The sequence below is a fragment of the Geodermatophilus sp. SYSU D00079 genome, assembly GCF_054050635.1.
In genome coordinates, this window is record NZ_JBJGZS010000026.1 from 13,525 (window position 1) to 37,992 (window position 24,468).

At 76.3% G+C, this 24,468-nt stretch carries 27 protein-coding genes; 18 read left to right on the forward strand and 9 right to left on the reverse strand.

Translation table 11 applies throughout. The features are described from left to right. Position 1: 1 nt before the first annotated feature. Positions 2 to 1,336 (reverse strand): D-arabinono-1,4-lactone oxidase, encoded by a 1,335-nt coding sequence (locus tag ACI79E_RS18195; protein ID WP_456933970.1) that lies wholly within the window; start codon positions 1,334 to 1,336, stop codon positions 2 to 4. 108 nt (positions 1,337 to 1,444) lie between these two features. On the opposite strand from ACI79E_RS18195, the gene ACI79E_RS18200 reads away from it, so the two are divergent. Then, positions 1,445 to 2,671, forward strand: coding sequence for an amino acid deaminase/aldolase (locus ACI79E_RS18200; RefSeq protein WP_456933971.1), 1,227 nt, complete (start codon positions 1,445 to 1,447; stop codon positions 2,669 to 2,671). Between the two features lie 127 nt (positions 2,672 to 2,798). On the opposite strand, the gene ACI79E_RS18205 is transcribed toward ACI79E_RS18200, so the two are convergent. After that, positions 2,799 to 4,418 (reverse strand): ABC-F family ATP-binding cassette domain-containing protein, encoded by a 1,620-nt coding sequence (locus ACI79E_RS18205; RefSeq protein ID WP_456933972.1) that lies wholly within the window; start codon positions 4,416 to 4,418, stop codon positions 2,799 to 2,801. A gap of 58 nt (positions 4,419 to 4,476) precedes the next feature. Further along, positions 4,477 to 4,671: a three-helix bundle dimerization domain-containing protein gene (locus ACI79E_RS18210; protein ID WP_456933973.1), complete on the reverse strand. Its 195-nt coding sequence runs from the start codon at positions 4,669 to 4,671 to the stop codon at positions 4,477 to 4,479. A gap of 192 nt (positions 4,672 to 4,863) precedes the next feature. Here ACI79E_RS18210 and ACI79E_RS18215 point away from each other — a divergent pair, with 192 nt between their 5' ends. Then, entirely contained in the window at positions 4,864 to 6,174 is a 1,311-nt protein-coding gene (locus ACI79E_RS18215) for a phosphoribosyltransferase family protein (RefSeq protein ID WP_456933974.1), read from the forward strand. 4 nt (positions 6,175 to 6,178) lie between these two features. On the opposite strand, the gene ACI79E_RS18220 is transcribed toward ACI79E_RS18215, so the two are convergent. Genes ACI79E_RS18220 through ACI79E_RS18230 form a run of 3 tightly spaced genes read right to left on the reverse strand, consistent with a single transcriptional unit; the run spans position 6,179 to position 7,724 of the window. Next, a complete protein-coding gene (locus ACI79E_RS18220) occupies positions 6,179 to 6,313 on the reverse strand; it encodes a hypothetical protein (protein WP_456933975.1) in 135 nt (44 codons plus the stop codon). Between the two features lies 1 nt (position 6,314). Beyond that, positions 6,315 to 6,899 (reverse strand): class I SAM-dependent methyltransferase, encoded by a 585-nt coding sequence (locus tag ACI79E_RS18225; protein WP_456933976.1) that lies wholly within the window; start codon positions 6,897 to 6,899, stop codon positions 6,315 to 6,317. Between the two features lie 12 nt (positions 6,900 to 6,911). Next, complete coding sequence (locus tag ACI79E_RS18230; RefSeq protein WP_456933977.1) at positions 6,912 to 7,724, reverse strand: SDR family NAD(P)-dependent oxidoreductase; 813 nt, start codon at positions 7,722 to 7,724, stop codon at positions 6,912 to 6,914. Between the two features lie 165 nt (positions 7,725 to 7,889). Between ACI79E_RS18230 and ACI79E_RS18235 the strand changes: the two genes are divergently transcribed. The 4 genes from ACI79E_RS18235 (at position 7,890) to ACI79E_RS18250 (ending at position 12,179) form a co-directional block, all read left to right on the forward strand. After that, positions 7,890 to 8,429: a GNAT family N-acetyltransferase gene (locus ACI79E_RS18235; RefSeq protein WP_456933978.1), complete on the forward strand. Its 540-nt coding sequence runs from the start codon at positions 7,890 to 7,892 to the stop codon at positions 8,427 to 8,429. Between the two features lie 36 nt (positions 8,430 to 8,465). Continuing rightward, positions 8,466 to 9,521 carry a winged helix DNA-binding domain-containing protein gene (locus ACI79E_RS18240; RefSeq protein ID WP_456933979.1) on the forward strand — a complete coding sequence of 352 codons (1,056 nt, stop codon included), beginning with the start codon at positions 8,466 to 8,468 and terminating at the stop codon, positions 9,519 to 9,521. Positions 9,522 to 9,571: 50 nt separating this feature from the next. Beyond that, positions 9,572 to 10,543: an aldo/keto reductase gene (locus ACI79E_RS18245; RefSeq protein ID WP_456933980.1), complete on the forward strand. Its 972-nt coding sequence runs from the start codon at positions 9,572 to 9,574 to the stop codon at positions 10,541 to 10,543. Between the two features lie 85 nt (positions 10,544 to 10,628). After that, complete coding sequence (locus tag ACI79E_RS18250; protein WP_456933981.1) at positions 10,629 to 12,179, forward strand: FUSC family protein; 1,551 nt, start codon at positions 10,629 to 10,631, stop codon at positions 12,177 to 12,179. Positions 12,180 to 12,185: 6 nt separating this feature from the next. Here the strand turns inward: ACI79E_RS18250 and ACI79E_RS18255 are convergent, their stop codons facing one another. Then, positions 12,186 to 13,118 (reverse strand): ABC transporter substrate-binding protein, encoded by a 933-nt coding sequence (locus ACI79E_RS18255; RefSeq protein WP_456933982.1) that lies wholly within the window; start codon positions 13,116 to 13,118, stop codon positions 12,186 to 12,188. Positions 13,119 to 13,236: 118 nt separating this feature from the next. Next, positions 13,237 to 13,680: a nitroreductase family deazaflavin-dependent oxidoreductase gene (locus ACI79E_RS18260; protein WP_456933983.1), complete on the reverse strand. Its 444-nt coding sequence runs from the start codon at positions 13,678 to 13,680 to the stop codon at positions 13,237 to 13,239. 122 nt (positions 13,681 to 13,802) lie between these two features. On the opposite strand from ACI79E_RS18260, the gene ACI79E_RS18265 reads away from it, so the two are divergent. Continuing rightward, on the forward strand, positions 13,803 to 14,660 hold the full coding sequence (locus ACI79E_RS18265) for a formate/nitrite transporter family protein (RefSeq protein WP_456933984.1): 858 nt from the start codon (positions 13,803 to 13,805) through the stop codon (positions 14,658 to 14,660). Positions 14,661 to 14,745: 85 nt separating this feature from the next. Continuing rightward, positions 14,746 to 15,663 (forward strand): KPN_02809 family neutral zinc metallopeptidase, encoded by a 918-nt coding sequence (gene ypfJ, locus ACI79E_RS18270; protein WP_456933985.1) that lies wholly within the window; start codon positions 14,746 to 14,748, stop codon positions 15,661 to 15,663. Between the two features lie 10 nt (positions 15,664 to 15,673). Here ypfJ and ACI79E_RS18275 read toward each other — a convergent pair whose 3' ends face one another. Further along, positions 15,674 to 16,513 (reverse strand): siderophore-interacting protein, encoded by an 840-nt coding sequence (locus ACI79E_RS18275; protein WP_456933986.1) that lies wholly within the window; start codon positions 16,511 to 16,513, stop codon positions 15,674 to 15,676. Between the two features lie 377 nt (positions 16,514 to 16,890). Between ACI79E_RS18275 and ACI79E_RS18280 the strand changes: the two genes are divergently transcribed. The 10 genes from ACI79E_RS18280 to ACI79E_RS18325 all read left to right on the forward strand — a co-directional run bounded on the left by ACI79E_RS18280 (position 16,891) and on the right by ACI79E_RS18325 (position 24,437). After that, positions 16,891 to 17,748 carry a hypothetical protein gene (locus ACI79E_RS18280; protein WP_456933987.1) on the forward strand — a complete coding sequence of 286 codons (858 nt, stop codon included), beginning with the start codon at positions 16,891 to 16,893 and terminating at the stop codon, positions 17,746 to 17,748. Between the two features lie 3 nt (positions 17,749 to 17,751). Next, positions 17,752 to 18,291: a phage holin family protein gene (locus tag ACI79E_RS18285; protein ID WP_456933988.1), complete on the forward strand. Its 540-nt coding sequence runs from the start codon at positions 17,752 to 17,754 to the stop codon at positions 18,289 to 18,291. 40 nt (positions 18,292 to 18,331) lie between these two features. Beyond that, a complete protein-coding gene (locus tag ACI79E_RS18290; protein ID WP_456933989.1) occupies positions 18,332 to 19,030 on the forward strand; it encodes a DUF3618 domain-containing protein in 699 nt (232 codons plus the stop codon). 196 nt (positions 19,031 to 19,226) lie between these two features. Further along, positions 19,227 to 19,604 (forward strand): response regulator transcription factor, encoded by a 378-nt coding sequence (locus ACI79E_RS18295; protein ID WP_456933990.1) that lies wholly within the window; start codon positions 19,227 to 19,229, stop codon positions 19,602 to 19,604. Then, a complete protein-coding gene (locus tag ACI79E_RS18300) occupies positions 19,601 to 20,845 on the forward strand; it encodes a sensor histidine kinase (RefSeq protein ID WP_456933991.1) in 1,245 nt (414 codons plus the stop codon). The genes ACI79E_RS18295 and ACI79E_RS18300 overlap by 4 nt, the downstream gene beginning before the upstream one ends. Before the next feature lie 169 nt (positions 20,846 to 21,014). Further along, positions 21,015 to 21,647 carry a TasA family protein gene (locus ACI79E_RS18305; RefSeq protein ID WP_456933992.1) on the forward strand — a complete coding sequence of 211 codons (633 nt, stop codon included), beginning with the start codon at positions 21,015 to 21,017 and terminating at the stop codon, positions 21,645 to 21,647. Between the two features lie 35 nt (positions 21,648 to 21,682). Further along, positions 21,683 to 22,306, forward strand: a complete 624-nt coding sequence (locus ACI79E_RS18310) for a signal peptidase I (protein WP_456933993.1) — start codon at positions 21,683 to 21,685, stop codon at positions 22,304 to 22,306. Further along, positions 22,303 to 22,974: a response regulator gene (locus ACI79E_RS18315; RefSeq protein WP_456933994.1), complete on the forward strand. Its 672-nt coding sequence runs from the start codon at positions 22,303 to 22,305 to the stop codon at positions 22,972 to 22,974. The genes ACI79E_RS18310 and ACI79E_RS18315 overlap by 4 nt, the downstream gene beginning before the upstream one ends. 171 nt (positions 22,975 to 23,145) lie before the next feature. After that, entirely contained in the window at positions 23,146 to 23,778 is a 633-nt protein-coding gene (locus ACI79E_RS18320) for a TasA family protein (RefSeq protein WP_456933992.1), read from the forward strand. A gap of 35 nt (positions 23,779 to 23,813) precedes the next feature. Beyond that, complete coding sequence (locus tag ACI79E_RS18325; RefSeq protein WP_456933993.1) at positions 23,814 to 24,437, forward strand: signal peptidase I; 624 nt, start codon at positions 23,814 to 23,816, stop codon at positions 24,435 to 24,437. Positions 24,438 to 24,468 lie beyond the last annotated feature (31 nt).

Genomic DNA, 24,468 nt, shown 5'->3' on the forward strand with positions numbered 1-24,468 from the left:
GTCAGCGGCCGGGGGCCGGGCCGAGCACGCGGTCGAGGTGGGCGTTGGCCAGCACCCCGCCGGGGTCCAGCCGGTCGCGGACGGCGAGGAACTCCTCGAACCGCGGATAGCGCTGCCGCAGCACCGCGGCGTCCAGCCCGTGCAGCTTGCCCCAGTGCGGGCGGCCGCCCACCTCGCCCGCGACCGCCTCGACCGCGGCGAACCACGGGCCCGGCTCGGTGCCGGCGGGCACGTGCGCGGCGATGTAGGCGGTGTCCCGGCCGGACGCCGTCGACAGGGGGACGTCGTCGGCGGCGGCCAGCCGCACCTCGACGGGGAAGGCGGTGCGCCAGTCGCCGGCCTCGTGCACGCGGCGCAGCTCGGCGAGCACCGCCGGTGCGTCCGCGCGCGGGACGGCGTACTCCATCTCGAGGAACCGGACCCGGCGGCGGCTCACGAACACCCGGTGCGAGTGGTCGGTCCAGCTGCGTGCCCCCAGCGCCCGGGCCGAGACGCGGGCCAGCGGTGGCACGAGGGCCGGAACCCGCCGGCCGGCCGCGACCACGCCGGCGAAGGCGGCGTTGGCCAGCACCTCGTCGTCCCAGACCGCCCGCCACCGCGGCAGCGGGTCGAGCCCCCCGGCCAGCGGCACCCGGGTGTTGCACTTCACCAGCGTCGCGTCGGTGTGCGGGAACCAGTAGAACTCGACGTGGTCGGTACAGGTCATCAGCTCCTCGAAGCGCTCCAGCGCGGCGCTGAGCCGGCCCGGCCCCTCGACGGCGTGCAGTGCGAACGCCGGCTCGGCCTGGAGGGTCACCGAGGTGACCACGCCGAGGGCGCCCAGACCGACGCGGGCGGCGCGGAAGACGTCGGGCCGGGTGGCCGCGTCGCAGCGCAGCACCTCCCCGGCCGGGGTGACCAGCTCGATGGCCCGGACCTGGGTGGCCAGCCCGCCGAAGCGGGCCCCGGTGCCGTGCGTGCCGGTCGCGAGGGCCCCGGCGACGGTCTGGCGGTCGATGTCGCCGAGGTTGGTCAGCGCCCAGCCGGTGCGGGCCAGCTCGGCGTTGAGGCGGTAGAGCGGCGTCCCGGCGCCGACGGTGACCAGGCCGTCGGGGGTGACCGCGACGCCGCACAGCTCGTCGAGGACCACCTGCACGGACTCGGGACGGGCGATGGCGGAGAACGAGTGGCTGCTGCCCACCGGCCGCACGCGGCGCCCGGCACCGGCGGCCGCGGTGAGGACGGCGGCGACCTCCTCGACCGAGGCAGGGTGCACGACGGCGACCTCCGCGCGCTGGTTGCCCGACCAGTTGCGCCAGCGCGTGGTGCTCCCGGGCACCGCCGTCCGTACCGCCACCCGCCCCTCCTCCGACTCGATCCGAGCGACTCTGCACGGCGCGGAGTCCGCAGGTCAACGGCCCGACCGGGGGTTGACCCTCCGCTGTCGGACGGCCACCCTCGCCGCGTGAGCGCCGCACCGCAGCTGTCCCCCGAGGCGGCGCGGGCGCGGCTGGACCGCGCGACCGCCGACCTCGACCCACCGCTGGCCGTCGTCGACCTCGACGCCCTCGACGCCAACGCCGCCGATCTCGTGGCCCGCGCCGGGGGCCGGCCGATCCGGGTGGCGAGCAAGTCGGTGCGCTGCCGGCCGGTGCTGCGCCGGGTGCTGGCCCGGCCCGGCGTCGCCGGGGTCCTCGCCTACTCGCTGGCCGAGGCGCTGTGGCTGACCGGCGGGGAGGACCCCGTCACGGACGACGCCGTCGTGGGGTACCCGTCGGTCGACCGCGGTGCGCTGCGCCGGCTGCTGGCCGACGAGACCGCGGCGGCCCGGGTGACGCTCGTGGTCGACTCCCCCGACCACCTCGACGTCGTCGACGCCGTCGCGCCGGCCGGCCGGCGTCCGCCGGTGCGGGTCTGCCTGGACGTCGACGCGTCGCTGCGGGCCGCCGGGGGCCGGGTGCACGTGGGGGTGCGCCGCTCCCCCGTGCACACCCCGGCCGACGCCGCCGCGCTGGCCCGCACCGTGGCCGCCCGTCCGGGGTTCACGCTGGTCGGCCTCATGGCCTACGAGGCGCAGATCGCCGGGGTGCCCGACGCCCCGCCGGGCCGGCGGGCGCGCGGCCTGGCGGTGCGCGGGATGCAGGCGGTGTCGGCCCGCGAGCTGACCGGCCGGCGGGCCGCGGTGGTCGCCGCGGTGCGCGCCGTGGCCCCGCTGGAGTTCGTCAACGGCGGCGGCACCGGCAGCCTCGAGCGCACCGCCGCCGATCCGTCGGTGACCGAGCTGGCGGCCGGCTCCGGGCTCTTCTGCCCGACGCTGTTCGACGGCTACCGGGCCGTCACGGCCCGCCCGGCCGCCCTGTTCGCCCTGCCCGTCACCCGCGTCCCCGCGCCCGGCACGGTCACCGTCGCCGGGGGTGGCTGGTCGGCCTCCGGCCCACCCGGGGACGACCGGCAGCCGCGTCCGACGTACCCCTCCGGGCTCCGGCTGCTGGGCACCGAGGGGGCCGGTGAGGTGCAGACCCCGCTGCGCGGGCCGGACGCCGCGCGGCTGCGGGTCGGCGACCGGGTCTGGTTCCGGCACGCCAAGGCCGGGGAGCTGTGCGAGCACGTCGGCGTCCTGCACACCCTGGAGGGCGACGTCCGCACCGGCGCCGTCCCCACCTACCGCGGCGAGGGCAGGGCCTTCGGCTGAGCGCGTCCGCCGCGCTCAGCCGTCGGCTCGGTCGGCCCCGGTGCCGGCGAGGACCCGGGCGGCCGCGGCGTCGGCCTCGGCGCGATCCGGCGGGGGCTCGCTGGGCGGGTCCCGCGTGCGCCGGGGGTCACCGCGCCCGCTGCACCCGGGCCTCGTCGAAGACCGGCTCGGGCGCCTCGTACACCCGGCCGTCGGCGCCGAAGACGAGGAACCGGTCGAAGGACCGGGCGAACCAGCGGTCGTGGGTCACCGCGAGGACGGTGCCCTCGAACGCGGCCAGCGCCTCCTCCAGCGCCTCGGCAGAGAGCACGTCGAGGTTGTCGGTGGGCTCGTCGAGCAGCAGCAGCGTGGCCCCCGACAGCTCCAGCAGCAGGATCTGGAAGCGGGCCTGCTGCCCGCCGGAGAGGGTCCGGAACAGCTGGTCGCCCTGGTCGGCCAGGCCGTAGCGGCGCAGCGCGGCCATCGCCCGCCCGCGGTCGACCCCCGGCCGCCCGGGCTCGCCGTGCCAGAGGAGGTCCACGAGGGTGCGCTCGAGCCACTCGGGGTGCGCGTGGGTCTGGGCGAAGAAGCCCGGCACGACGCGGGCGCCCAGCCGCCAGGCACCGGTGTGCGCGACGTCCTGGCCGGCCAGCAGCCGCAGGAAGTGCGACTTGCCCGCGCCGTTGGCGCCCAGGACGGCGACCCGGTCCCCGTACCAGACCTCCAGGTCGAACGGCCGCATCAACCCGGTCAGCTCCAGCTGCTCGGCCATCACCGCCCGCACGCCGGTGCGCCCGCCCCGCAGCCGCATGGCCACCTTCTGCTCCGGCGGTCGCTCCGGGGGCGGCCCCTCCGCCTCGAAGCGGGCCAGCCGGGTCTGCATCGCCCGGTACCGCGAGGCCATGTCCGGCGAGTTGGCCGCCTGCTGCTGCAGCGTGCGGACCAGCTCGACCAGCCGCTCGTGCTCCTCGTCCCAGCGCCGGCGCAGCTCGGCCATCCGCTCGTGCCGGGCGGTCCGCGCCGCGGGGTAGCCGGCGAACCCGCCGCCGTGCACCCACGCCGTCCCGCCCTCCACGGTGACCACGCGGTCAGCGACGCGGGCCAGCAGCTCCCGGTCGTGGCTGACGAACAGCACCGTCTTGCGGGTCTCCAGCAGGCGCTCCTCCAGCCAGCGCTTGCCCGGGACGTCGAGGTAGTTGTCCGGCTCGTCGAGCAGGAGCACCTGGTCCGGCCCGCGCAGCAGCGCCTCCAGGGCCAGCCGCTTCTGCTCGCCCCCGGAGAGGGTGGACAGGTCGCGGTACTTGCAGCGTTCGTAGGGGACGCCGAGCGCGGCCACCGTGACCGCGTCCCAGGTCACCTCGGCCTCGTAGCCGCCGGCGTCGCCCCACTGGCCGAGCGCCTCGGCGTAGGCCATCTGCGCGGCGTCGTCGTCGGTCTCCATGAGGGTCAGCTCGGCGGTCTCGACCGCCTCCCACGCGGCGCGGACGGCGGGCGGCGCGAGGTCGACGAGGAAGCGCTGCACCGTCGTGTCGTCCCGGACCGAGCCGATGAACTGGCGCATGACGCCGAGTCCGCCGCTGCGCGCGACCGTGCCGGCCTCGGGCACGAGGTCCCCGGCGACGATCCGCAGCAGGGTGGTCTTCCCGGCCCCGTTCTCGCCGACGAGCGCCGCCCGGGCGCCCTCCCCGACCCGGAAGGAGACGTCGTCGATCAGCACCCGCCCGTCGGGGAGGGTGTGCCGGATCCCGGTGACGTCCACGAAGCCCACCCGGACATCGTCCGGGCGGCAGCAAGCGACTTACGCGGCGGGGCCGGCGGCGCCCCGCTCAGCCCTGCGCCTCCAGCCGGGCCCGAGCCAGGCGCTCGACGAGCTCGGGCAGGGCGGTGGCCGGCACCCCGCTGAGGTCCCGGCGGCAGTTGCGGACGACGGTGCCGATCACCTGCGGCCGCAACCGGGCGCGGAACTCGTCGGCGAGACGGGCCACGGCCTGGTCGACGGCGGAGTCGTCGGTCAGCGTCATGCAGGGCCCCTTCGTGCCGGGTGGAGGTCAGGGGGCACTGCACGGCTCCCCCTGCGGTCCCTCCACCCAAGCTGGCGCCCGGACCCGACGCCAGGGACCTTGGTCACCCGGCCGCATCCGGGGACCAACGTCCCCTGTCGGCGACCGCCTCCGGACGCGCAGCATCGGGGACCGGAGGCCAGGAGGTGCCACGTGCCGTTCCTCGATCGCCGGGACGCCGGACGGCGGCTGGCCCGGCAGCTGGAGTCACTGCGCGGGCAGGACGTCGTCGTGCTGGGCCTGCCGCGCGGCGGCGTGCCGGTGGCCTTCGAGGTGGCCCGCGCCCTCGGCGCGCCGCTGGACGTCGTCGTGGTGCGCAAGCTGGGGGTGCCCTCCCAGCCCGAGCTGGCCATGGGCGCCGTCGGCGAGGGCGGGGTCACCGTGGTCGACCAGCGGGTCGTCGGCATGGCCGGCGTGGGCCCGGACGTCGTCGCCCGCGCCGAGGAGCGGGAGCGGGCCGAGCTCGTGGACCGCGCCCGGCGCTTCCGCGGGGACCGCCCGCGGGTGCCGCTGGCCGGGCGGACGGTGGTCGTGGTGGACGACGGGATCGCGACCGGCTCCACCGCGCGGGCGGCCGGCGCGGTCGTCCGGGCCCAGGGCGCCGGCCGGGTCGTCCTCGCCGCGCCGGTGTGCGCCCGCGAGAGCGCGCGGGCCCTCGCCGGCGAGTTCGACGAGGTGGTGTGCCTGGAGGTGCCGCACCGGTTCGCCGCCGTGGGCCGGTTCTACGAGGACTTCCGGCCCACGGCCGACGAGGAGGTCGTGGCGCTGCTGGAGGCGCCCACCGCGCCGGCCCCGGTGGGCGTGGGGGCCGACGGCGGTGCCGAGGTCACGGTGCCCGCCGGCGGCGTGGACCTGACCGGCACGCTCACGGTGCCGGCGGGCGCGACGGGCCTGGTCGTCTTCGCCCACGGCAGCGGGAGCGGCCGGTCCAGCCCCCGCAACCGGTTCGTGGCCGGCGTCCTCCAGCAGGCCGGCCTGGGCACCCTGCTGTTCGACCTGCTCACCCCCGCCGAGGAGGGGGACCGCGCCGCCGTCTTCGACATCGGGCTGCTGGCCGGCCGGCTGGGCGCGGTGACCGCCTGGCTGCGCACGGCCCCCGGCTGCGAGCGGCTGCCCGTGGGCCTCTTCGGTGCCAGCACGGGGGCCGCCGCCGCGCTGGAGGCCGCGGCGGACGACGGCGAGGTGCGGGCGGTGGTGTCCCGGGGCGGGCGCCCGGACCTGGCCGGGCCGCGGCTGGCCGACGTCCGCGCGCCCACGCTGCTGGTGGTGGGCGGCGCGGACGGGCAGGTGCTGGAGCTCAACCGGCGGGCCCAGGAGCGCCTGCGGTGCGTGAACCGGCTGGCCGTCGTCCCGGGCGCGGGCCACCTGTTCGAGGAGCCGGGCACGCTGGAGGCGGCCGCCGCGCTGGCCCGGGACTGGTTCCTCGAGCACCTCCCGGCACGGGCCGGGCAGGTGCCGGGGTAGCGGCTCAGCCGAGGGCGATCGACAGCACGGTCGCGCCGGCCACCACGAGCATCGCGACCACGACCAGCGCGGCGACCAGCCGTCGCCGTCGCTCCGCCCCGGGTCCGCCGGCACCGCCCATCCCCATCACGACCGGCACGCTACGTCCCGGCCGGCCGGCGGCCCCACAGCAGGGTGTCCAGCGCGGTCCCCGCCGGCGTGGACCGGTGCACCTGCGCGCACCGGTCGACGTCGAGCAGCGCGGCCACCGGGGCCAGCCGCGCCACGCTGTGCAGGATCGCCGGGTCCTGGGGGCCGCCGACACCGGCGGTCACGTTGTCGACGTCGTGGCCGAGCACCAGCAACCGTCCGCCCGGGCGCAGCCAGCCGACCGCGCGGCGCAGCAGCGCGACGGTGTCGTCCTCGGGCAGGTGCAGGTAGGCCACCAGCACCAGGTCGAGGGAGTCCGGCGGCGCGGTCCACGTGAGGACGTCGGCGGTCACCCACGTCACCCGCTCCCCGCCCGGCCGGCCGCGGCCGCGGGCCAGGCCGGTGGCGGAGAAGTCGACGGCGGTCACCTGCCAGCCGCGGTCGGCCAGCCACAGCGCGTGCCGGCCCTCCCCCGCCGCCAGGTCCACGGCCGTCCCCGGCGGCAGGCCGTCGAGCAGCTCGGCCACCAGGGCGTTGGGCTCGGCCGACCACTGCCGCTGCTCGGCGTAGCGCTGGTCCCACTCCTCTGCCCGCACGCGGGCAGTCTGTCAGTGCAGGCCCATGCCCCCACCGACGTTGAGCGCGTCCCCCGTCAGGTAGTCCGAGTCGCTGGAGGCGAGGAACACCGCGGCCCGGGCGACGTCCTGCGGCTCGCCCAGCCGGCCCAGCGGCGACAGCGCCGACCACGCGGCGACCTCGGCGCGGTTGCGGGCGGCAGCCTCCGCGGGCGGCAGCACGTAGCCGGGGCACAGGCAGTTCACCGTGATGCCGTGCGGACCGAGCTCGTGCGCCGCGGCCCGGGTGAGGGCGACGACCGACGCCCTCGCCGCGGCGTGGTGCGCCGGCCCGCCGGAGTCGGGACCGCCGGCGCCCGCGACCGTGACGATCTTGCCGACGCAGTCGGCCCCGGGCGTGCGGAAGCCCACCATCGCGCAGGCCGCGGCCTGCACCGCGGCGAGCATCGACTGGACCGGCAGGGGGAAGGTCCCACCCGGGTCCAGCGGGTCCATCTCCAGCAGCGGGGCGTACCGCTGTTCCGCGGCGCAGGCCACCAGGACGTCGAGACCGCCGAGCCCGGCGACCGCCTTCTCCATCGCCTCCCGCGTGTCCACGGGGTCGGCGAGGTCGACGGGGTGGGCCCGCCCGCCGACCTCCGCGGCCAGCCGGACGGCGGCCTCCGCGCGCGGGTCGAGCACCGCCACCGTCGCCGCCTCGTCGGCGAAGGCGCGCACGATGGCCGCGCCGAGGCCGTCGGCGCCGCCGGTCACGACGACCCGCCGTCCGGACAGGCGTCGTCCGCGGGGACGCAGCGGGGTGGGGTCGGCCACGGGGCGGGCCAGGGCTGGGTGCAGGTGGGGCATGGGGAGTCTCTCGTCGGGTGCGGTCCGCGGGCGCCCGTACCCACGCAGTCGGCGTCCAGACGTGGCGCGGGTTCCGGACCCCGGCGTGCCGCAACCGGACCCCGGGAGCCGCACCGGTGGCGCCGCCGGCGTGCGGGGCGCCGCGGGCGACGGCAGGGTGACGCCGTGAGCGAGCACCCGCCGGTCCGGCTCGTCCCCTTCCAGCCGGAGCACCTGCTCGCCGTCCTGCCCTGGTTCGACGACGCCGAGGTGCAGCGCCGGCTCGGCGGCCGGGAGTGGCCCGAGCGGGAGCTGGCCCTGCGCGCGGCGGCCCGCGACGAGGAGTTCCGCGGCCGGCACGTGCTGCGGGCGCACTCCTTCGTGGTGCTGGACGACGAGGGCCGCCCGGTCGCCCAGATCGGTGGCGACGTCTACGACCGCTGGACGGCGTGGGACCCCGAGCGGGAGGAGGTCCTGGCCGAGGACCCCCGCCGCACGATGGGCGCGGCCTACGTCGTCGACCCGGAGCGGACCGGCCAGGGGTACGGGCGGGCGGCGCTGGCCGCGCTGGTCGCGGCGCCGGAGACCACCGACGTCGAGCAGTTCGTCCTCGGCATCGAGCCGGACAACGCCGCCAGCCTGCGGGCCGCGGCCGCGGCCGGGTTCCGGCCGCTGACCACCGAGCCCGACGCCGAGGACATGGTCTACCTCCACCTGCTGCGCTGAGCCCCCGCTGTCGGCCCCTGCTGCCAGTCTGGCGCCGTGGAGGACCTCGCCCTGCTCCGGCTGGTGGCCCAGCGGCTGGCCGGCCCCCGCCTGCCCGACCCGGGTGCGGTGGTGCGCCGGCTGACCTGCGTGCAGGCCCAGGAGCTGCCCGGTGCGCTCACCTCGGTGGCCCTGCGGACGGCGGACGGCTCGCGCGCCGCCGTGGTGGCGGCCCTCGACGGCGGGGAGGTCGTCCGGTCGTGGCCGATGCGCGGCACCCTGCACCTGGTCGCCGCCGACGACCTGCACTGGCTGCTCGAGCTGCTGGGGCCGCGTGTGCTGGCCGGCGCCGCGCAGCGGCGGGCCGCCCTGGAGCTGGGCGAGGACGAGGTCGAGCGGGCGCGGGCGGTCGTCACCGCCGCACTGGCCGGCGGCCGGCGCTGCAGCCGCAGGGAACTGCTGGTCACGGTGGCCGACGGCGGCGTGTCCACCACGGGACAGCGGGGCTACCACCTGCTCTGGTACCTGTCCCAGACCGGCACGCTGTGCCTGGGGCCGACCGACGGCGGCGGCGAGCAGCTGTTCGTGCTGCTCGACGAGTGGGTCCGCGCGCCGCGCCGGCTCGACCGCGAGGAGGCCCTGGCCGAGCTGGCGCTGCGGTTCTTCACCGGCCACGGCCCGGCCACCGTGGCCGACCTCGCGCGCTGGGCGGGGCTGCCGCTGCGCGACGTCCGGGCCGGGCTCGCCGCGGTGCGGTCCGACCTGGCCGCGCTCGTCGTCGACGGGCGCGAGCACCTCATGGCGCCGGAGACCCCGGACCTGCTGGCGGAGCACCGCGCCGATGCCGAGCGGCTGCTCCTGCTGCCCGGCTTCGACGAGCTGGTGCTCGGCTACGCCGACCGCAGCTGCACCGTGCCGCCGGAGTTCGCCGGCCGCATCGTGCCGGGCGGCAACGGCGTCTTCCGGCCCACCGTCGTCGCCGGCGGCCGGGTGGTCGGCACCTGGCGCTGGACCGGGACCGGCGCACGGCGGCGGCTGGACGCCGAGCCCTTCACCGCCTTCCCCGACGACGTGGCGGCCGCACTGCCGGAGGTGGCCGCCGCCCTGCCGTGAGACGGGAGCCGGGTGGCCGCGGCCGGGCGACCGGGGAAGGCTCGGGGGTCATGGAGTACACGCGTCTGGGCAGCACCGGCCTGCAGGTCTCGCGGATCTGCCTCGGGATGATGAGCTTCGGCGACCCGGCCCGCGGCAACCACCCGTGGAGCCTCCCGGAGGAGGACAGCCGCCGGCTGATCGAGAAGGCCGTCGCCGCCGGCATCACCTTCTTCGACACCGCCAACGTCTACTCGGACGGGTCCAGCGAGGAGATCACCGGCCGGGCCATCCGCGACTTCACCGACCGCGACGACGTCGTCCTGGCCACCAAGGTCCACGGCCGGATGCGGCCGGGGCCCAACGGGGCGGGGCTGTCCCGCAAGGCGATCCTGCGGGAGCTCGAGGACAGCCTGCGGCGCCTGGGCACCGACTACGTCGACCTGTACCAGATCCACCGCTGGGACCCCCGCACGCCGGTCGAGGAGACGCTCGAGGCGCTGGACTCCGCCGTGCGGTCGGGCAAGGTGCGCTACCTCGGCGCGTCGTCCATGTGGGCCTGGCAGTTCAGCAAGGCCCTGTACCTCGCCGGCGAGCACGGCTGGCACCGCTTCGTGTCGATGCAGGACCACTACAACCTGCTCAACCGCGAGGAGGAGCGGGAGATGCACCCGCTCTGCGCCGACCAGGGCATCGGCGTCATCCCGTGGAGTCCGCTGGCCCGGGGCAAGCTCACCCGCGACTGGGACGAGTCGACCGACCGGTCGGGCACCGACGAGTTCGGCAAGCGGCTCTACGACGAGGCCAGCGACCGGGCGGTCGTGGAGCGGGTCGCGGAGGTGGCCGCGGAGCGCGGCGTCCCGCGGGCGCAGGTCGCCCTCGCCTGGGTGCTGTCCAAGCCGGTGGTGACCGCGCCGATCGTCGGCGTGACCAAGGACGCGCACCTCGACGACGCCGTCGCGGCGGTGGACCTGCAGCTGACCGAGGAGGAGGTCGCGCGGCTGGAGGAGCCCTACACCCCGCACGCCGTCGCCGGCTTCTGAGCGACCCCGTCACGGGGTCCGGGGGGACCGGGATCACCCGTCCGCCGGCGGGTGGGACGCTCGCCGACCGGCGAGGATGGGGGTCGTGTCCGCTGCCCCGTCCCGCGTGCGGCGGGTGCGCCCCCACCTCGTCGGCCCGCCCCTCCCGGCGCTGTCCGCCCTGTGGCAGGCCGGTGGACGCCGGGGGGTCACCGCCGCCGTCTGCATGACCGTGCCGCTCGCCCTCGGCGTGGCCGCGGGCCGGGCGGACCTCGGGTCGGCGGCGGCGCTGGCCGCGCTGACCGCCGTCTACGGGCACGCGCTGCCCTACCGGCGCCGGGCCGTCGTCGTGGCCGCCGTCGGGGTCACCCTCACCGTGGCCGGCACCCTCGGCGCCCTGGCCGGCGGGCACCCCGTGGCGCTGTCCGTGCTGCTGGGTGCGATGGCGGCCGCGGGGGCCGCGGCGACGGTGCTCTGGCGGGTGGGGCCACCGGGCCCGCTGGGTGCGGTGCTGGTGGCGGGCGGGTCCAGCGCCCTCGGCACCGGCCCGGGCGACCTCGCCCTGCACGCCCTGGCCGCGGCCGGCGGCGCGGCACTGGCCTGGGCCGGCTGCATGCTGCCGTGGCTCTGGGACCCGACCGGCCCGGAGCGGCGGGCCCTGGCCGCGGCCGACGCGGCGGTCGGCGCCGTCGAGCGGGGTGGGCTGGGCAGCCAGCGGCCCGGCACCGTCGCCCGCGCCATCCGGGTGGCCGAGGCCGCCGTCGGCAGCGGCAGCCGGCGGGGCGACGGCACGCTGCGCCGGCGCCTGGACGAGGTCGAGCAGCGGTTCATGCGGGCGCTGCCCGAGACGCCGCGCGGCCCCGCCCCGCCGGCGCAGGCCGAGCCGCCCGACCACCGCTGGTGGCACTCGCCGTGGGCGGCGACGGCGCTGCGCATCGGCGTGGGCGCCGCCGCGGCCGGGCTGGTCGCGACCGCGCTGGGCCTGCAGAGCCCGTACTGGGCGGTGGCCACCGCGGTCGGCGTCCAGCTCGGCACCGACGCGCGGGCCACCCGGGCCCGGGCGCTGCACCGGGCGACCGGCACGGTGCTCGGCGTCCTGGTCGCCGGCCTGCTGATCTGGCTGGACCTGCCGATCGGCGTGGAGATCGTGCTGGTCGGGCTGCTGCAGCTCGGCGTCGAGCTGCTCATCGCCCACCAGTACGTGCTCGCGGTCTCCACCATCACCCCGCTGGTGCTGCTGCTGGTGCACATCGGCCGGCCCGGGCTGTCGGGTGCCGACCTGGTCCGGGAACGGCTGGCCGAGACCGCGGTCGGCGTCGTGCTCGCCCTCGTCGTCGGGCTGGCGCTGCTCCCCCGGGCGGCCAGCCGGCGGCTGCCCGGGGCGGTCCGCGCCACGGCCGACGCCGCGCTCGCCGCTGCGGCCGCACCACCGGGGTCGCCGGCCGACGCCCGGCTGCACGACACCCTCGTCCAGCTCAACGAGGTGGCCACCGCGGCCCGGGCGGAGCTGCTGCCCACGCCGTCGGTGACCGCCTGGACCCAGCGGTCGCGCTGGGTCGCCGACCTCGGGTGGGGGCTGCTGGGCGCCCGGGCGCGCGGGGACGCGGCCCTCGGCGGCTCACTGGCCCGCCGGATCGGCGAGGACCTGCCGGGCTGACCGGGCTCAGCCCACCGAGCGGCCGGCGATCTCCTCGAGGTCGTCGAGCACGAGGGAGGCACCCAGCGGGCCGATGGCGAGGAACCACCGGTCGTCGTCGACCTCGAACGCCCGGCCGTTCTGCACCGCCGAGAGGCCGGCCCACAGGCCGCCCCCGGTGATCTGACCGGCCGCGGCCCGCCCGTCCTCGCCGTAGGAGGCATGGAAGAGCAGGTCGCCGTCGGCCTGGCCGATGGCCTCCGGCGCGACCTCGACGAAGGTCTCGTCGGTGCGCTGGACCTCCGGCCGGGCGAAGCCGACGTCGGCCAGCACCGCACCGATGAACGAGCCCTCCCCGTAGAGCCGCACGGCGCTGCCGTCGAGGAACCGGACCATGCTCACCTCGGTCGCCGCCGGGTCGCCGAACAGCGCACCGACCTCCGCGGCCCGCTCCTCGTGGGCGGCGAGCAGCTCCTCGGCGTCCTCCGACCGGTCCAGCGCCTCGCCGGCCAGCCGCAGGTTGTCCTTCCACGTCTCACCGATCGCCTCGGCGAACACCGTCGGGGCGATCGCCGACAGCTGGTCGTAGATCTCGGTGTGCCGGACGGCGTTGGACAGGATGAGGTCCGGGGTGAGCGCGGCGATCGCCTCGAGGTCGGGCTCGGCGATCGTGCCGACGTTCGCGATCTCGGCGGGGTCGGCCCCGGCGTCCTCGATGTAGGCGGGCAGCTCGTCGCTGACCGACGTGCGCACCGCGCCCACCGGGGTGACGCCGAGGGCGAGGACGGCGTCGAGCTCGCCGGTGTCGAGGACGACGACCCGGTCCGGGGTGCCCTCGATCTCCGTCGTCCCCGCCGCGTGCTCGACGGTGCGGGTCTGCGCGGTCGCGGTGGCGTCCGCCCCGCCCTCCGTCCCGCCGTCCCCCGCGCCGCAGCCGGTGAGCGCCAGCCCCACCGCCACGGCGAGTCCTGCCCCGCGGTACCGCCCGATCCCCTGCACAGTCGTCCTCCCCGGCCGCCGGACCGTCCGACGCCCAGGAGGAACTTAGGGCAGCCTCACCTCGCTCGGGTGGCGGGGGTCACCGCCGCTCCACGACGAACACGGGGATCTCCCGGTCGGTCCGCTGCTGGTAGACGGCGTACTCGGGATAGGCGGCCACGGCGCGCTCCCACCACTGCGCCCGCTCCTCGCCGGACACCTCGCGGGCGACGCCGTCCCACGGCTCCGGGCCGTCCTGGACGGTGACCTGGTCCGGGTGGGCCCGCACGTTGGCCACCCACGCCGGGTCCTTCGGCGCGCCGCCCACCGAGCCGACCATCGCGTAGGCGCCCTCGTGCTCCACCCGCATGAGCGGCTGCTTGCGCACCTTCCCGCTCTTCGCGCCGCGGGTGCTGAAGACGACGACGGGCAGGCCGGTGTCGCGGAGGGTGTTGGCCTCGCGGCCGCCGGTGGCCTCGTAGCGCTCCACCTGGTCGCGGACCCACTGCTGCGTGCTGGGCTCGTACTCACCGGAGAGGGGCATGGCCCGAACCTAGGTCGCCCTCCCCCGGCCGGCACCCGCGGGCGCCGCCGCCGTCGACGGGCCGGGAACGGCGCGGGCCAGTAGCGTCCGGACAGCCCCGTCCGCTGCCGCGTGGAGGCGTGATGTCCGACCGCCAGCCGCCCGAGATGGCCCAGGTCGCCAGCGAGACCGGCGCCAAGAAGGTGCGCCGGACCTGGGACCGCGTGCTGGTCAGCGCCTTCCTCGGGGGCGCCTACATCGCCTTCGGCGCGCTGGTGGCGATCACCGTCTCCTCCGGGCTGGACCCCGGCACCTGGGGCACCCTGCCCACCCTGTTCATGGGCGCGGCCTTCACCCTCGGGCTGGTCCTCGTGCTCATCGCCGGGTCCGACCTGGCCACCGGCAACATGCTGCTGGTGCCGCTCGGCGCGATGCAGGGCCGGCTGTCGTTGGGCGACGTCGCCAAGAACCTCACCCTGGTGCTGCTGGGCAACCTGCTCGGCGCGCTGTTCGTGGCCTACTTCCTCGCCGTCCAGACCGGGGTCATCGGCCCGCCGGGTGCCTCCGGCGGCGCCGGGCTCACCCACGAGCGGCTCGCCCAGATCGCCGAGGCCAAGGGGCTGCACGAGTCCCCGTGGCAGGTCTTCCTCCGCGGCGTCGGCTGCAACTGGCTGGTCTGCCTCGGGGTGTGGATGTCGCTGGCGGCCACCTCGGTCTCCGGCAAGGTGCTGGCGATCTTCTTCCCGATCATGGCGTTCGTCGCGATGGGCTTCGACCACGTCGTGGCCAACATGTTCTTCCTGCCCGCGGCCATCTTCGCCGGCGTCCCTGACCTCGGGTGGGGCGACGTGCTGCTGAACTGGCTGATGGCCGGGGTGGGCAACCTCGTCGGCGCGGTGGTCTTCGTCGCGACGTCCTACTGGTACCTGTTCCTGCGCGACGAACCGGCCGAGCACCCCAGCCGGACGCCGACCGGCGGGGAGGCCCCCGAGCGCGCATGACCGGGCGCCCGCCGGGGCACCGGCGGGACCGACGGCACCGACGGCACCGACCGAGCGTGCCGGGGACCAGGAGAGCGCCCAGCCCATGAGGTACAGCGAAGGTGCCGATCTCGACACGTCCGGTGTCCAGGACCGCCGGGGCGGTGGGGGGTTCGGTGGCGGCCGCGGGCTGGCGGTCGGCGGTGGCGGGCTGGGTCTGGTGGGCGTCGTCGTCCTCGTGCTGTTCCAGCTCCTCGGCGGCGGGGACGGCGGCACCAGTGCGGCGCTGGGCCAGCTGGGCAGCCTCGGACAGGGCCAGACCGCCGACAACGGCCAGCTCGCGCAGCAGTGCCGGACCGGCGCCGACGCCAACGAGTCGGTGGACTGTGCCGTGGTCGCCGACATCGAGTCGATCCAGGACTACTGGACCGGCGTGCTCGGCGACCGGTACCAGCCGACGCAGACCGTCTTCTTCAACGGCTCGGTGCAGACCAGCTGCGGCGGCGCGACCAGCGGCTCGGGGCCCTTCTACTGCCCGGGCGACCAGCTCGTGTACATCGACCTGTCGTTCTTCGACCAGCTGCAGTCGCAGTTCGGCGCCGAGGGCGGCCTGTTCGTCAACGCGTACGTGATCGCCCACGAGTACGGCCACCACGTGCAGAACCTCCTCGGGACCAACCAGCAGGTCACCCCCGGCCTGACCGGCCCCGGGAGCGGGACGGTGCGGCTGGAGCTGCAGGCCGACTGCTACGCCGGCGCCTGGGCCAACCACGCCGAGACCGTGCCCGACGAGTCCGGCGAGCCGCTGATCGCCGAGATCACCCAGGACGACGTCGACCGGGCGCTGGACGCGGCCGCGCGCATCGGCGACGACTTCATCCAGCGCGACCTCGGCGGGGGCACCGTCGACCAGGACGCCTTCACCCACGGCTCGTCGGAGCAGCGGCAGCGGTGGTTCACCACCGGCTACGAGACCGGCGACCCCGGGCAGTGCGACACCTTCGCCACCGACGACCTCGGCTGAGCGGGGCCGGTCAGACCGCGAGGGCCTGCTCGTCGGCCTCGACGGCGGCGTTCCACTCCGCCTTCTCCGCCCGCCAGCCCTCGTCGGTGCGGCCCAGCCGCCAGTACCCCGAGGCGGACAGCCGCTCGCGGGGCACCAGCTTCTCCACCCGCAGGAACCGGCGCAGGTCGCGGACGCAGCCGGCCTCACCGTGCACGAACGCGTGCACGGTGCCCGCCGGGAGCTCGGCGGCGAGCACGGCGGCCACGAGCGCGGCGCCGGGCGGACCGGCGCGGTGCACCCACTCGACGTGCACGCCCTCCGGCGTCGTGAGGTCCTGCTCCTCCGCGGCGTCGGCCACCTCGACGAACACCCGCGCCGGGATGCCGGCCGGCAGCCGCTCCAGGGAGGCGGCGATCGCCGGGAGCGCCGTCTCGTCGCCCACGAGCAGGTGCCAGTCGACGTCGTCGGCCGGGCGGTAGGCGCCGCCGGGGCCGAGCAGGTGCACCGGGTCGCCGGGGGCGGCGGCGGCCGCCCACGGCCCGGCGACCCCCTCGTCACCGTGGACGACGACGTCGAGGGTCAGCTCGCCGGCCGCGGCGTCCCACGCACGGACGGTGTAGGTGCGCAGGCAGGGCCACAGCTCGGCCGGCTGCTCGCTGCGCACCTGCTCCACGTCGAAGGGCGCGGCGTAGGGAGCACCGGCCGGTGGCAGCACGAGCTTGACGTAGGAGTCGGTGTGCTCGGGCGTGAAGCCGGCGAGGCCCTCCCCGCCGAGGACGACACGCACCAGGTGCGGGGTGGGACGGGAGGTCCGGAGCACCGTGGCCAGCCGGGGGGTGCGCGGGCGGCGCGGGGCCTGCTCGGCCATGGAGGGCTCCTCGGGTCTGAAGGAAGGTGTGCCTCACCTTAGTCGCCTGCTCGACCGAGGTGGCGGGCACTTCCCCACCGGTCTCGTTTCGCCTCCCCCACGGCGGGTACCTGCGCGTTCGCGACAAGGCGCCACCAAGACGCGGTGGGTCGACCGGCCGCGCCACCCGCTCGTGGGCCGCGGTCGCCCGTCGCACCCTCCGCCGAGCACGCGACGACGCGTCCGGCGGGCGACACCGCACGACCCGGCCCGCTCCGGCGGCCCGGGCCAGACCCGTACCCGCACGTCAGCGCCCGACGGCCGTCGTCCGGCGATGTGTGGGTGATCGCGATCTGGGTAGCGCCTGCTCCGACCACGACGCATGCCGAGGAGGAACGATGACGCACTCCATCGACACCCCGTTCCCGCCGCCGCCGGCCACCCACGGCAGCGGCGCCACTGCGGGTACGAGCACCACGAACACCGGCACCACGGGCTCCCCGTCCACCACCGACGTCGCCAAGGACGAGGCCCGCAACGTCGGCCAGACCGCGGCCCAGGCCGGCAGCCAGGTCGCCTCGACCGCCGCCGACCAGGCCAAGGGGGTCGCCCAGGAGACCAAGGCGCAGGCCCAGGACCTCGTCCACCAGGGCCGCACCCAGCTCCGCCAGCAGGCCGTCGCCTCGCAGCAGCGGGCCGCCGAGGGCCTGCAGGGCATCGCCTCGCAGCTGCGCGGGATGGTCGAGGGCAACGGCGCGCAGGCCGGTCCGGCCCGCGACATCGTCGAGCAGGCCACCAGCAAGGTGGAGGAGTTCGCCGGCTGGCTGCAGAACCGCGAGCCGGCCGACCTGCTCGAGGAGGTCCGCTCCTTCGCCCGCCGCAAGCCGGGCACCTTCCTGCTCGGTGCCGCCCTCGCCGGGATCGTCGCCGGCCGGCTCACCAGCGGCGTCAAGGCCGCGCACAGCGACACCGGCCCCAGCGGTCAGCACCGCGCCACGACGACGGGCTACACGCAGACCAACTACGTCGACCCGACGCCGGCCTACTCCGGCTACACCGAGACGACCACGGGCTACACCGGGACGACGGCCGGCTACGGCGAGACCGCCGGCTACACCGGCACCGCCGGCGCGGCCGGCACCGCGCCCGTGCCGCCGCCCCCGTACGGCACCGTGCCGCCGGCCGACGCCGACGTCCCGCCGACCACCACGGCCGGCTGGGACGACCCCGCACGCACGCCGGGTCGGGGGGTCTGACCGATGTCGTCTCCCTACTCCGGCGCCACGCCGGTGGGGACGCCGCAGGGTTACCAGGACCCGTCCGGCACCGCCGGCCAGTCCAACTACGCGGTCTCCCCCGAGCAGAGCTACGGCGCGCACAGCGGCGCCGTGGGCACCCCCATGACCGATGAGGGCCGCCCCGACGTCGAGGGCACCTCGGTCGGCCAGCTGATGGGTGAGGTCGCCAAGGACCTCTCCACCCTCATGCGCCAGGAGCTCGAGCTGGCCAAGGCCGAGGTCAAGGCCGAGGCGAGCAAGGCCGGCAAGGGCGCGGGTCTCATGGGCGCGGCGGGCTTCGCCGGCTACATGGTCCTGCTGTTCCTCTCCATCGCCCTGTGGTGGGCGCTGGAGAACGTGATGGACGCCGGCCTGGCCGCGCTGATCGTCGCGGTCCTCTGGGGCGTCGTCGCCGCGGTCGCCTTCGTCATGGGCCGCAAGCAGCTCAAGACGGTCAACCCCAAGCCCGAGCGGACCGTCGACACGCTGCAACAGGTCCCCGGCGCACTCAAGCCCAACTGACCCGCGGCCACCGGCCCCTCCCAGACATCGGAGTTGGAACATGACCACCAGCAACGACCCGGAAGTCATCCGTCGCCAGATCGAGGCCACCCAGCGCGAGCTGAGCTACGACGTCGACGCTCTCAACGAGAAGGTCAACCCCGCCCGCGTCGTGGACCGGCGGGTCACCGCGGCCAAGGGCCGCATCACCAGCGTGAAGGAGAAGGTGATGGGGAGCGCACAGAACGCCCGGTCCTCGGTGATGGGCAGCGCCCACGACACGCGGTCGACGGCCCAGTACCACGCCCAGAACGCCGCGGGCACGGTGCAGGACGCCGCGTCCAGCGCCGCCGAGACGGTGCAGGGCGCCGCGCAGTCGGCGGCCTCGGCCGTCCAGCAGGCGCCCGACACCGTCGTGCGCCAGACCCAGGGCAACCCGCTCGCGGCCGGGCTGATCGCCTTCGGTGTCGGCTGGCTGGTCTCCAGCCTCATGCCCGCGTCGGAGAAGGAGAAGCAGCTCGCCCAGCAGGCCGAGACGGCGGTCCGCGAGAACAAGGACGCGCTGCTCGCGCCGGCCAAGCAGGCCGCGCAGGAGATCGGTGACCAACTGAAGCCGGCCGCGCAGCAGGCGGTCGAGGAGGTCAAGGCCACCGCGCAGGACGCCGCCCAGACGGTCAAGCAGGAGGGGCAGTCCGCCGCGCAGGACGTGCAGGGCCAGGCCCAGCAGTCCCGCGAGACGGTGCAGAGCCACAACAGCTGACGAAGGACACTGCGCCCCGCCGGGACCACCCCGGCGGGGCGCAGTGCTGTCCGGGGACGGTCGGTCCGTTCCCCTGTTGGGGTGAGGCCGCGGCCGCCGGGCTGCAGCCGCCCGTGGCGGACGCCGAGGTCGGGGAGGACGACGCCATCGGCGCGGGCCCCCGGGCACCGGCCGACCGACCGAGGGAGCCCGCCCCGTGCCGACCGTGCTGGTCGCCGACGACGAGGACGACATCCGCGCCCTGGTCTGCCTCGCCGTCCGCCGGGCCGGGTGCACCGTGGTGGCCGAGGCCGCCGACGGCGCGCACGCGCTCAGCGCCGCCCGCACCGACCCGCCCGACCTCGCCGTCCTCGACGTCTCCATGCCCGGCGCCACCGGGCTGGAGGTGTGCGCCGCCCTCCGCGCCACCCCGGCCACGGCCGGCGTCCGGGTCCTGCTCCTGTCGGCCGGTGCCTCCCCCGACGACGTCGCGAGCGGGCTGGCCGCCGGCGCCGATGCCTACCTCGCCAAGCCCTTCTCGGTCGCGGGGCTGGTCGCCCGCGTCCGGGAGCTGACCTCCGGAGCGACCGCGTGACCGCCACCGACGCCACCCCGACCCTGACGCCCGATGCCGAGGTGGCGCGGTTGCGCGCGGAGAACGCCGCGCTGCTCGCCCAGATGCAGCACCGCGACGAGGAGCTGGGGGTCGCCACCCGCATGCTGCAGGCGCGGGCGCAGACGATGACCAGCGTCATCGACGCGGTCACCGAGCAGTCGATCATCGGCACCGACGTCGACGGGGTCGTCCGGGTCTGGAACCCGGGCGCGGAGAAGATGCTCGGGCTGCCGCGCGCCGACGTCGTCCGCCGCCGCTCGATCACCGAGTTCCACCTGCCCGAGGAGCTCGAGGAGGCCGGTGGCGGCCTGGCCGCCCTCGTGCGCACCGCGCAGGAACAGGGCAGCGACGTGCGCGACTGGACCTACGTCTCCGCCGCCGGTGAGGAGCTCACCGTCTCCGTGGCGGTCACCCCGCGCACCGACGACAGCGGCGCGCACGCCGGCTGGAACTTCGTCGGCACCGACATGACCGAGGTCCGCGCCACCGAGCGGATGAAGGACCAGTTCGTCAGCCTGATCAGCCACGAGCTGCGCACCCCGCTGAGCTCGATCCTGGGCTACCTGGAGCTGGTCCTCGACGACCCCGACCAGCCGCTGACCGACGAGCAGCGCCAGTACCTGACCACGGTGGAGCGCAACGCCCAGCGCCTGCTGCGGCTGGTCGGCGACCTGCTGTTCACCGCGCAGGTGGACGCCGGCCGGTTCAGCCTGCAGCCGGAGGACGTCGACCTGGTCGCGGTGGTCCGCGCCGCGGAGGAGACCGCCCGGGTCACCGCGGCCGCCGCGGGGGTCGAGGTGGTGGTGGACGTCCCCGACGGCGCCCTGGAGGTCCGCGGGGACGCCGTCCGCCTCGGTCAGGCCTGCGACAACCTGGTCTCCAACGCGGTGAAGTTCACCCCGCGCGGCGGCCGGGTCACCCTCGCCCTGCGCCCGGCCTGGCGCACGCCCGAGGGCACCGTCGCCCCCCGCGAGGAGCCGGAGGCCACCCCGGTCGCGCAACTGGCGGTCAGCGACACGGGCATCGGCATCCCCGCCGGGGAGCAGACCCAGCTCTTCGCCCGCTTCTTCCGCGCCTCGACCGCCCGGCGGCACGCGGTGCCGGGGGTGGGTCTGGGCCTGACCATCACCAAGGCCATCACCACCGCGCACGGCGGGACGCTCGAGGTGTCCAGCACCGAGGGCCGCGGCACCACCTTCACGCTGACGCTGCCGCTGTGACGGGCTGATCGGCCGGGTCGTCCGGTTCGCGTGGGCCTCCCCGGGATGTGATCCCGCGGGAGGCTTGCGGCTTTCTTGCGGGAGGCGGGCGGGTGCCCTGCGGTTGCCCCCCGATCGTCGTCTGTGTCGCCGGGACACCCCGTCCCGGCCCCCCACACAGGAGACGCAGATGAGCACCACGGCCCGCACCACCACCGCCCGCAAGATCGTCGGCTCCCTCGGCGTGATCGGCGCCGCCGCCGCCGTCGCCGGCCTGGGCACCTTCGGCGCCTTCACCGACTCCACCACCCCGGTCTCCACCGAGGTCACCGCCGGCAAGGTCGACATCAACCTGGCCACCGCCGGCGCCACGATCCCGGTCACCACCACCGGCTTCGTGCCCGGTGACTCGCTCAGCCGCGCGGTCACCCTCTCCAACGACGGCGACTCCGCGCTGGCCTCGGTCGACCTGGCCGTGACCACGTCGACCAGCCCCGCCAGCATCCTCACCACCGACGCCCTCAACGGCCTGCAGCTGGCGCTGAAGTCCTGCACGGTGCCCTGGACCCAGACGGCGACCACCACCGCCACCGGCACGGCCTACACCTACGCCTGCACCGGCGGCACCGAGCGCAACCTCGGCACCGGCGCGGCCGTCAGCAACCGCACGCTGGACAACCCCGCCAGCCTCGCCGCCGGCGGCAAGGACTACCTGGTCTTCACCGTCTCGCTGCCGTCCAGCGCCGACAACCGCTTCCAGAAGCAGACCGCCAAGCTGGACCTCACCTTCTCCGCCATCCAGCGCACCGGCACCGCCCGCTGACCGCCGTCCCCCCGAGCTGACCGGAGAACCCCGCCATGACCGCCGTCCTCCCCCTCGCCGCGCCGGGGGCAGCCCGCCCGCTGCCCCCGCGGGCCGCCACCGCCGGCACCCTGCTCCGGCCGCTGGCCGCGGCGACCGGCCGCTGGCTGGTCCGGGCCCTGGTCGGCATCGCGGTCCTGGCCTTCGCCGGCCTCGCCCTGGGCCCGCACGTGTTCGGCTACCGCACCATGACCATGCTCACCGGCTCCATGGCCCCGGCCATCGACACCGGCGACATCGTGGTCACCACACCGCTGGCCGTCGACGACGTCACCCCCGGCATGATCATCAGCTACCACATCCCGATCGGGGACCACCGCGTGGTCACCCACCGCGTCCTCTCCGTCGACCACGCCACCGACGGCACCGTCACCGTGCAGACCCAGGGCGACGCCAACGACCACCCCGACCCCTGGACCGCCGTCCTGCAGGGCGACACCGCCTACCAGGTCCAGGCCGTCATCCCCGAGGCCGGCCACCTCATCACCGCCCTGCGCACCCCCTGGGTCAGCACCCTGCTGGTCTACGGCGCCCCCACCCTGCTGGCCGGCTGGCTCCTGCTCACCATCTGGCGCCCCACCACCGACCACCACGACGACACCACCGAGGACCAGGAGTGACCACCGCCCTGGTCGTCGACGCGGAGGCGGCCGACCGCGCCCGCGTCGCCGGACTCCTGACCGTCACCGGGTGGGTGGTGCACGAGGCCCCCTCCACGCGCGAGGCACTGGCCCTGGCCCGCCGGCTGGACCCCGACCTCGTCGTGACCGACCTCGCGCCCGACGGGGAGGGGCCGGCCCTGCTCCGCCGGCTCCGGCTGGCCGGCTGCCGCGCCCACCTGCTCGTGGTCGCCGGCGACGCCACCGACGAGGACCGCGCCGCCGCCCTGCGGGCCGGCGCCCTGGCCTGCCTGGCCAAGCCGGTCGACGCCGGCCTCCTGCTGGCCGCACTGCGCCGCCGGACCATCGACCCGGCGCCACCGGCGGGGCTGCAGCCCATCAGCGAGGTGACCGACCTGCACGACGAGGACGTCGACGCCGACCTGATGGACCGGCTGCAGGAGCTCTACGCGACCGCCCTGCCCGACCGGCTCACCGCCATCAGCGACGGGGCCCGGACCGGCGACACGACCGCGGTGGCGTGGGCCTCGGCCACGCTCGCCGGGACCAGTGCCCAGCTGGGCCACCCGGAGGTCGCCGCCGTGTGCCGGGCGATCGCCCGGGACGCCCGGCGCGGGGTCCTCGCCCACCACCTGGTCGTGGAGCTGCAGGCCGTCGCCGGGGCCTGAGACCGGCTCCCGTCTCCTCTCCTGCTGTCTGCGTGGGCCTCCCCGGGATGTGATCCCGCGGGAGGCTTGCGGCTTTCTTGCGGGAGGCGGGCGGGTGCCCTGCGGTTGCCCCCCGATCGTCGTCTGTGTCGCCGGGACACCCCGTCCCGGCCCCCCACACAGGAGACGCAGATGAGCACCACGGCCCGCACCACCACCGCCCGCAAGATCGTCGGCTCCCTCGGCGTGATCGGCGCCGCCGCCGCCGTCGCCGGCCTGGGCACCTTCGGCGCCTTCACCGACTCCACCACCCCGGTCTCCACCGAGGTCACCGCCGGCAAGGTCGACATCAACCTGGCCACCGCCGGCGCCACGATCCCGGTCACCACCACCGGCTTCGTGCCCGGTGACTCGCTCAGCCGCGCGGTCACCCTCTCCAACGACGGCGACTCCGCGCTGGCCTCGGTCGACCTGGCCGTGACCACGTCGACCAGCCCCGCCAGCATCCTCACCACCGACGCCCTCAACGGCCTGCAGCTGGCGCTGAAGTCCTGCACGGTGCCCTGGACCCAGACGGCGACCACCACCGCCACCGGCACGGCCTACACCTACGCCTGCACCGGCGGCACCGAGCGCAACCTCGGCACCGGCGCGGCCGTCAGCAACCGCACGCTGGACAACCCCGCCAGCCTCGCCGCCGGCGGCAAGGACTACCTGGTCTTCACCGTCTCGCTGCCGTCCAGCGCCGACAACCGCTTCCAGAAGCAGACCGCCAAGCTGGACCTCACCTTCTCCGCCATCCAGCGCACCGGCACCGCCCGCTGACCGCCGTCCCCCCGAGCTGACCGGAGAACCCCGCCATGACCGCCGTCCTCCCCCTCGCCGCGCCGGGGGCAGCCCGCCCGCTGCCCCCGCGGGCCGCCACCGCCGGCACCCTGCTCCGGCCGCTGGCCGCGGCGACCGGCCGCTGGCTGGTCCGGGCCCTGGTCGGCATCGCGGTCCTGGCCTTCGCCGGCCTCGCCCTGGGCCCGCACGTGTTCGGCTACCGCACCATGACCATGCTCACCGGCTCCATGGCCCCGGCCATCGACACCGGCGACATCGTGGTCACCACACCGCTGGCCGTCGACGACGTCACCCCCGGCATGATCATCAGCTACCACATCCCGATCGGGGACCACCGCGTGGTCACCCACCGCGTCCTCTCCGTCGACCACGCCACCGACGGCACCGTCACCGTGCAGACCCAGGGCGACGCCAACGACCACCCCGACCCCTGGACCGCCGTCCTGCAGGGCGACACCGCCTACCAGGTCCAGGCCGTCATCCCCGAGGCCGGCCACCTCATCACCGCCCTGCGCACCCCCTGGGTCAGCACCCTGCTGGTCTACGGCGCCCCCACCCTGCTGGCCGGCTGGCTCCTGCTCACCATCTGGCGCCCCACCACCGACCACCACGACGACACCACCGAGGACCAGGAGTGACCACCGCGGCCGGCACACCTTGCGGATCCCT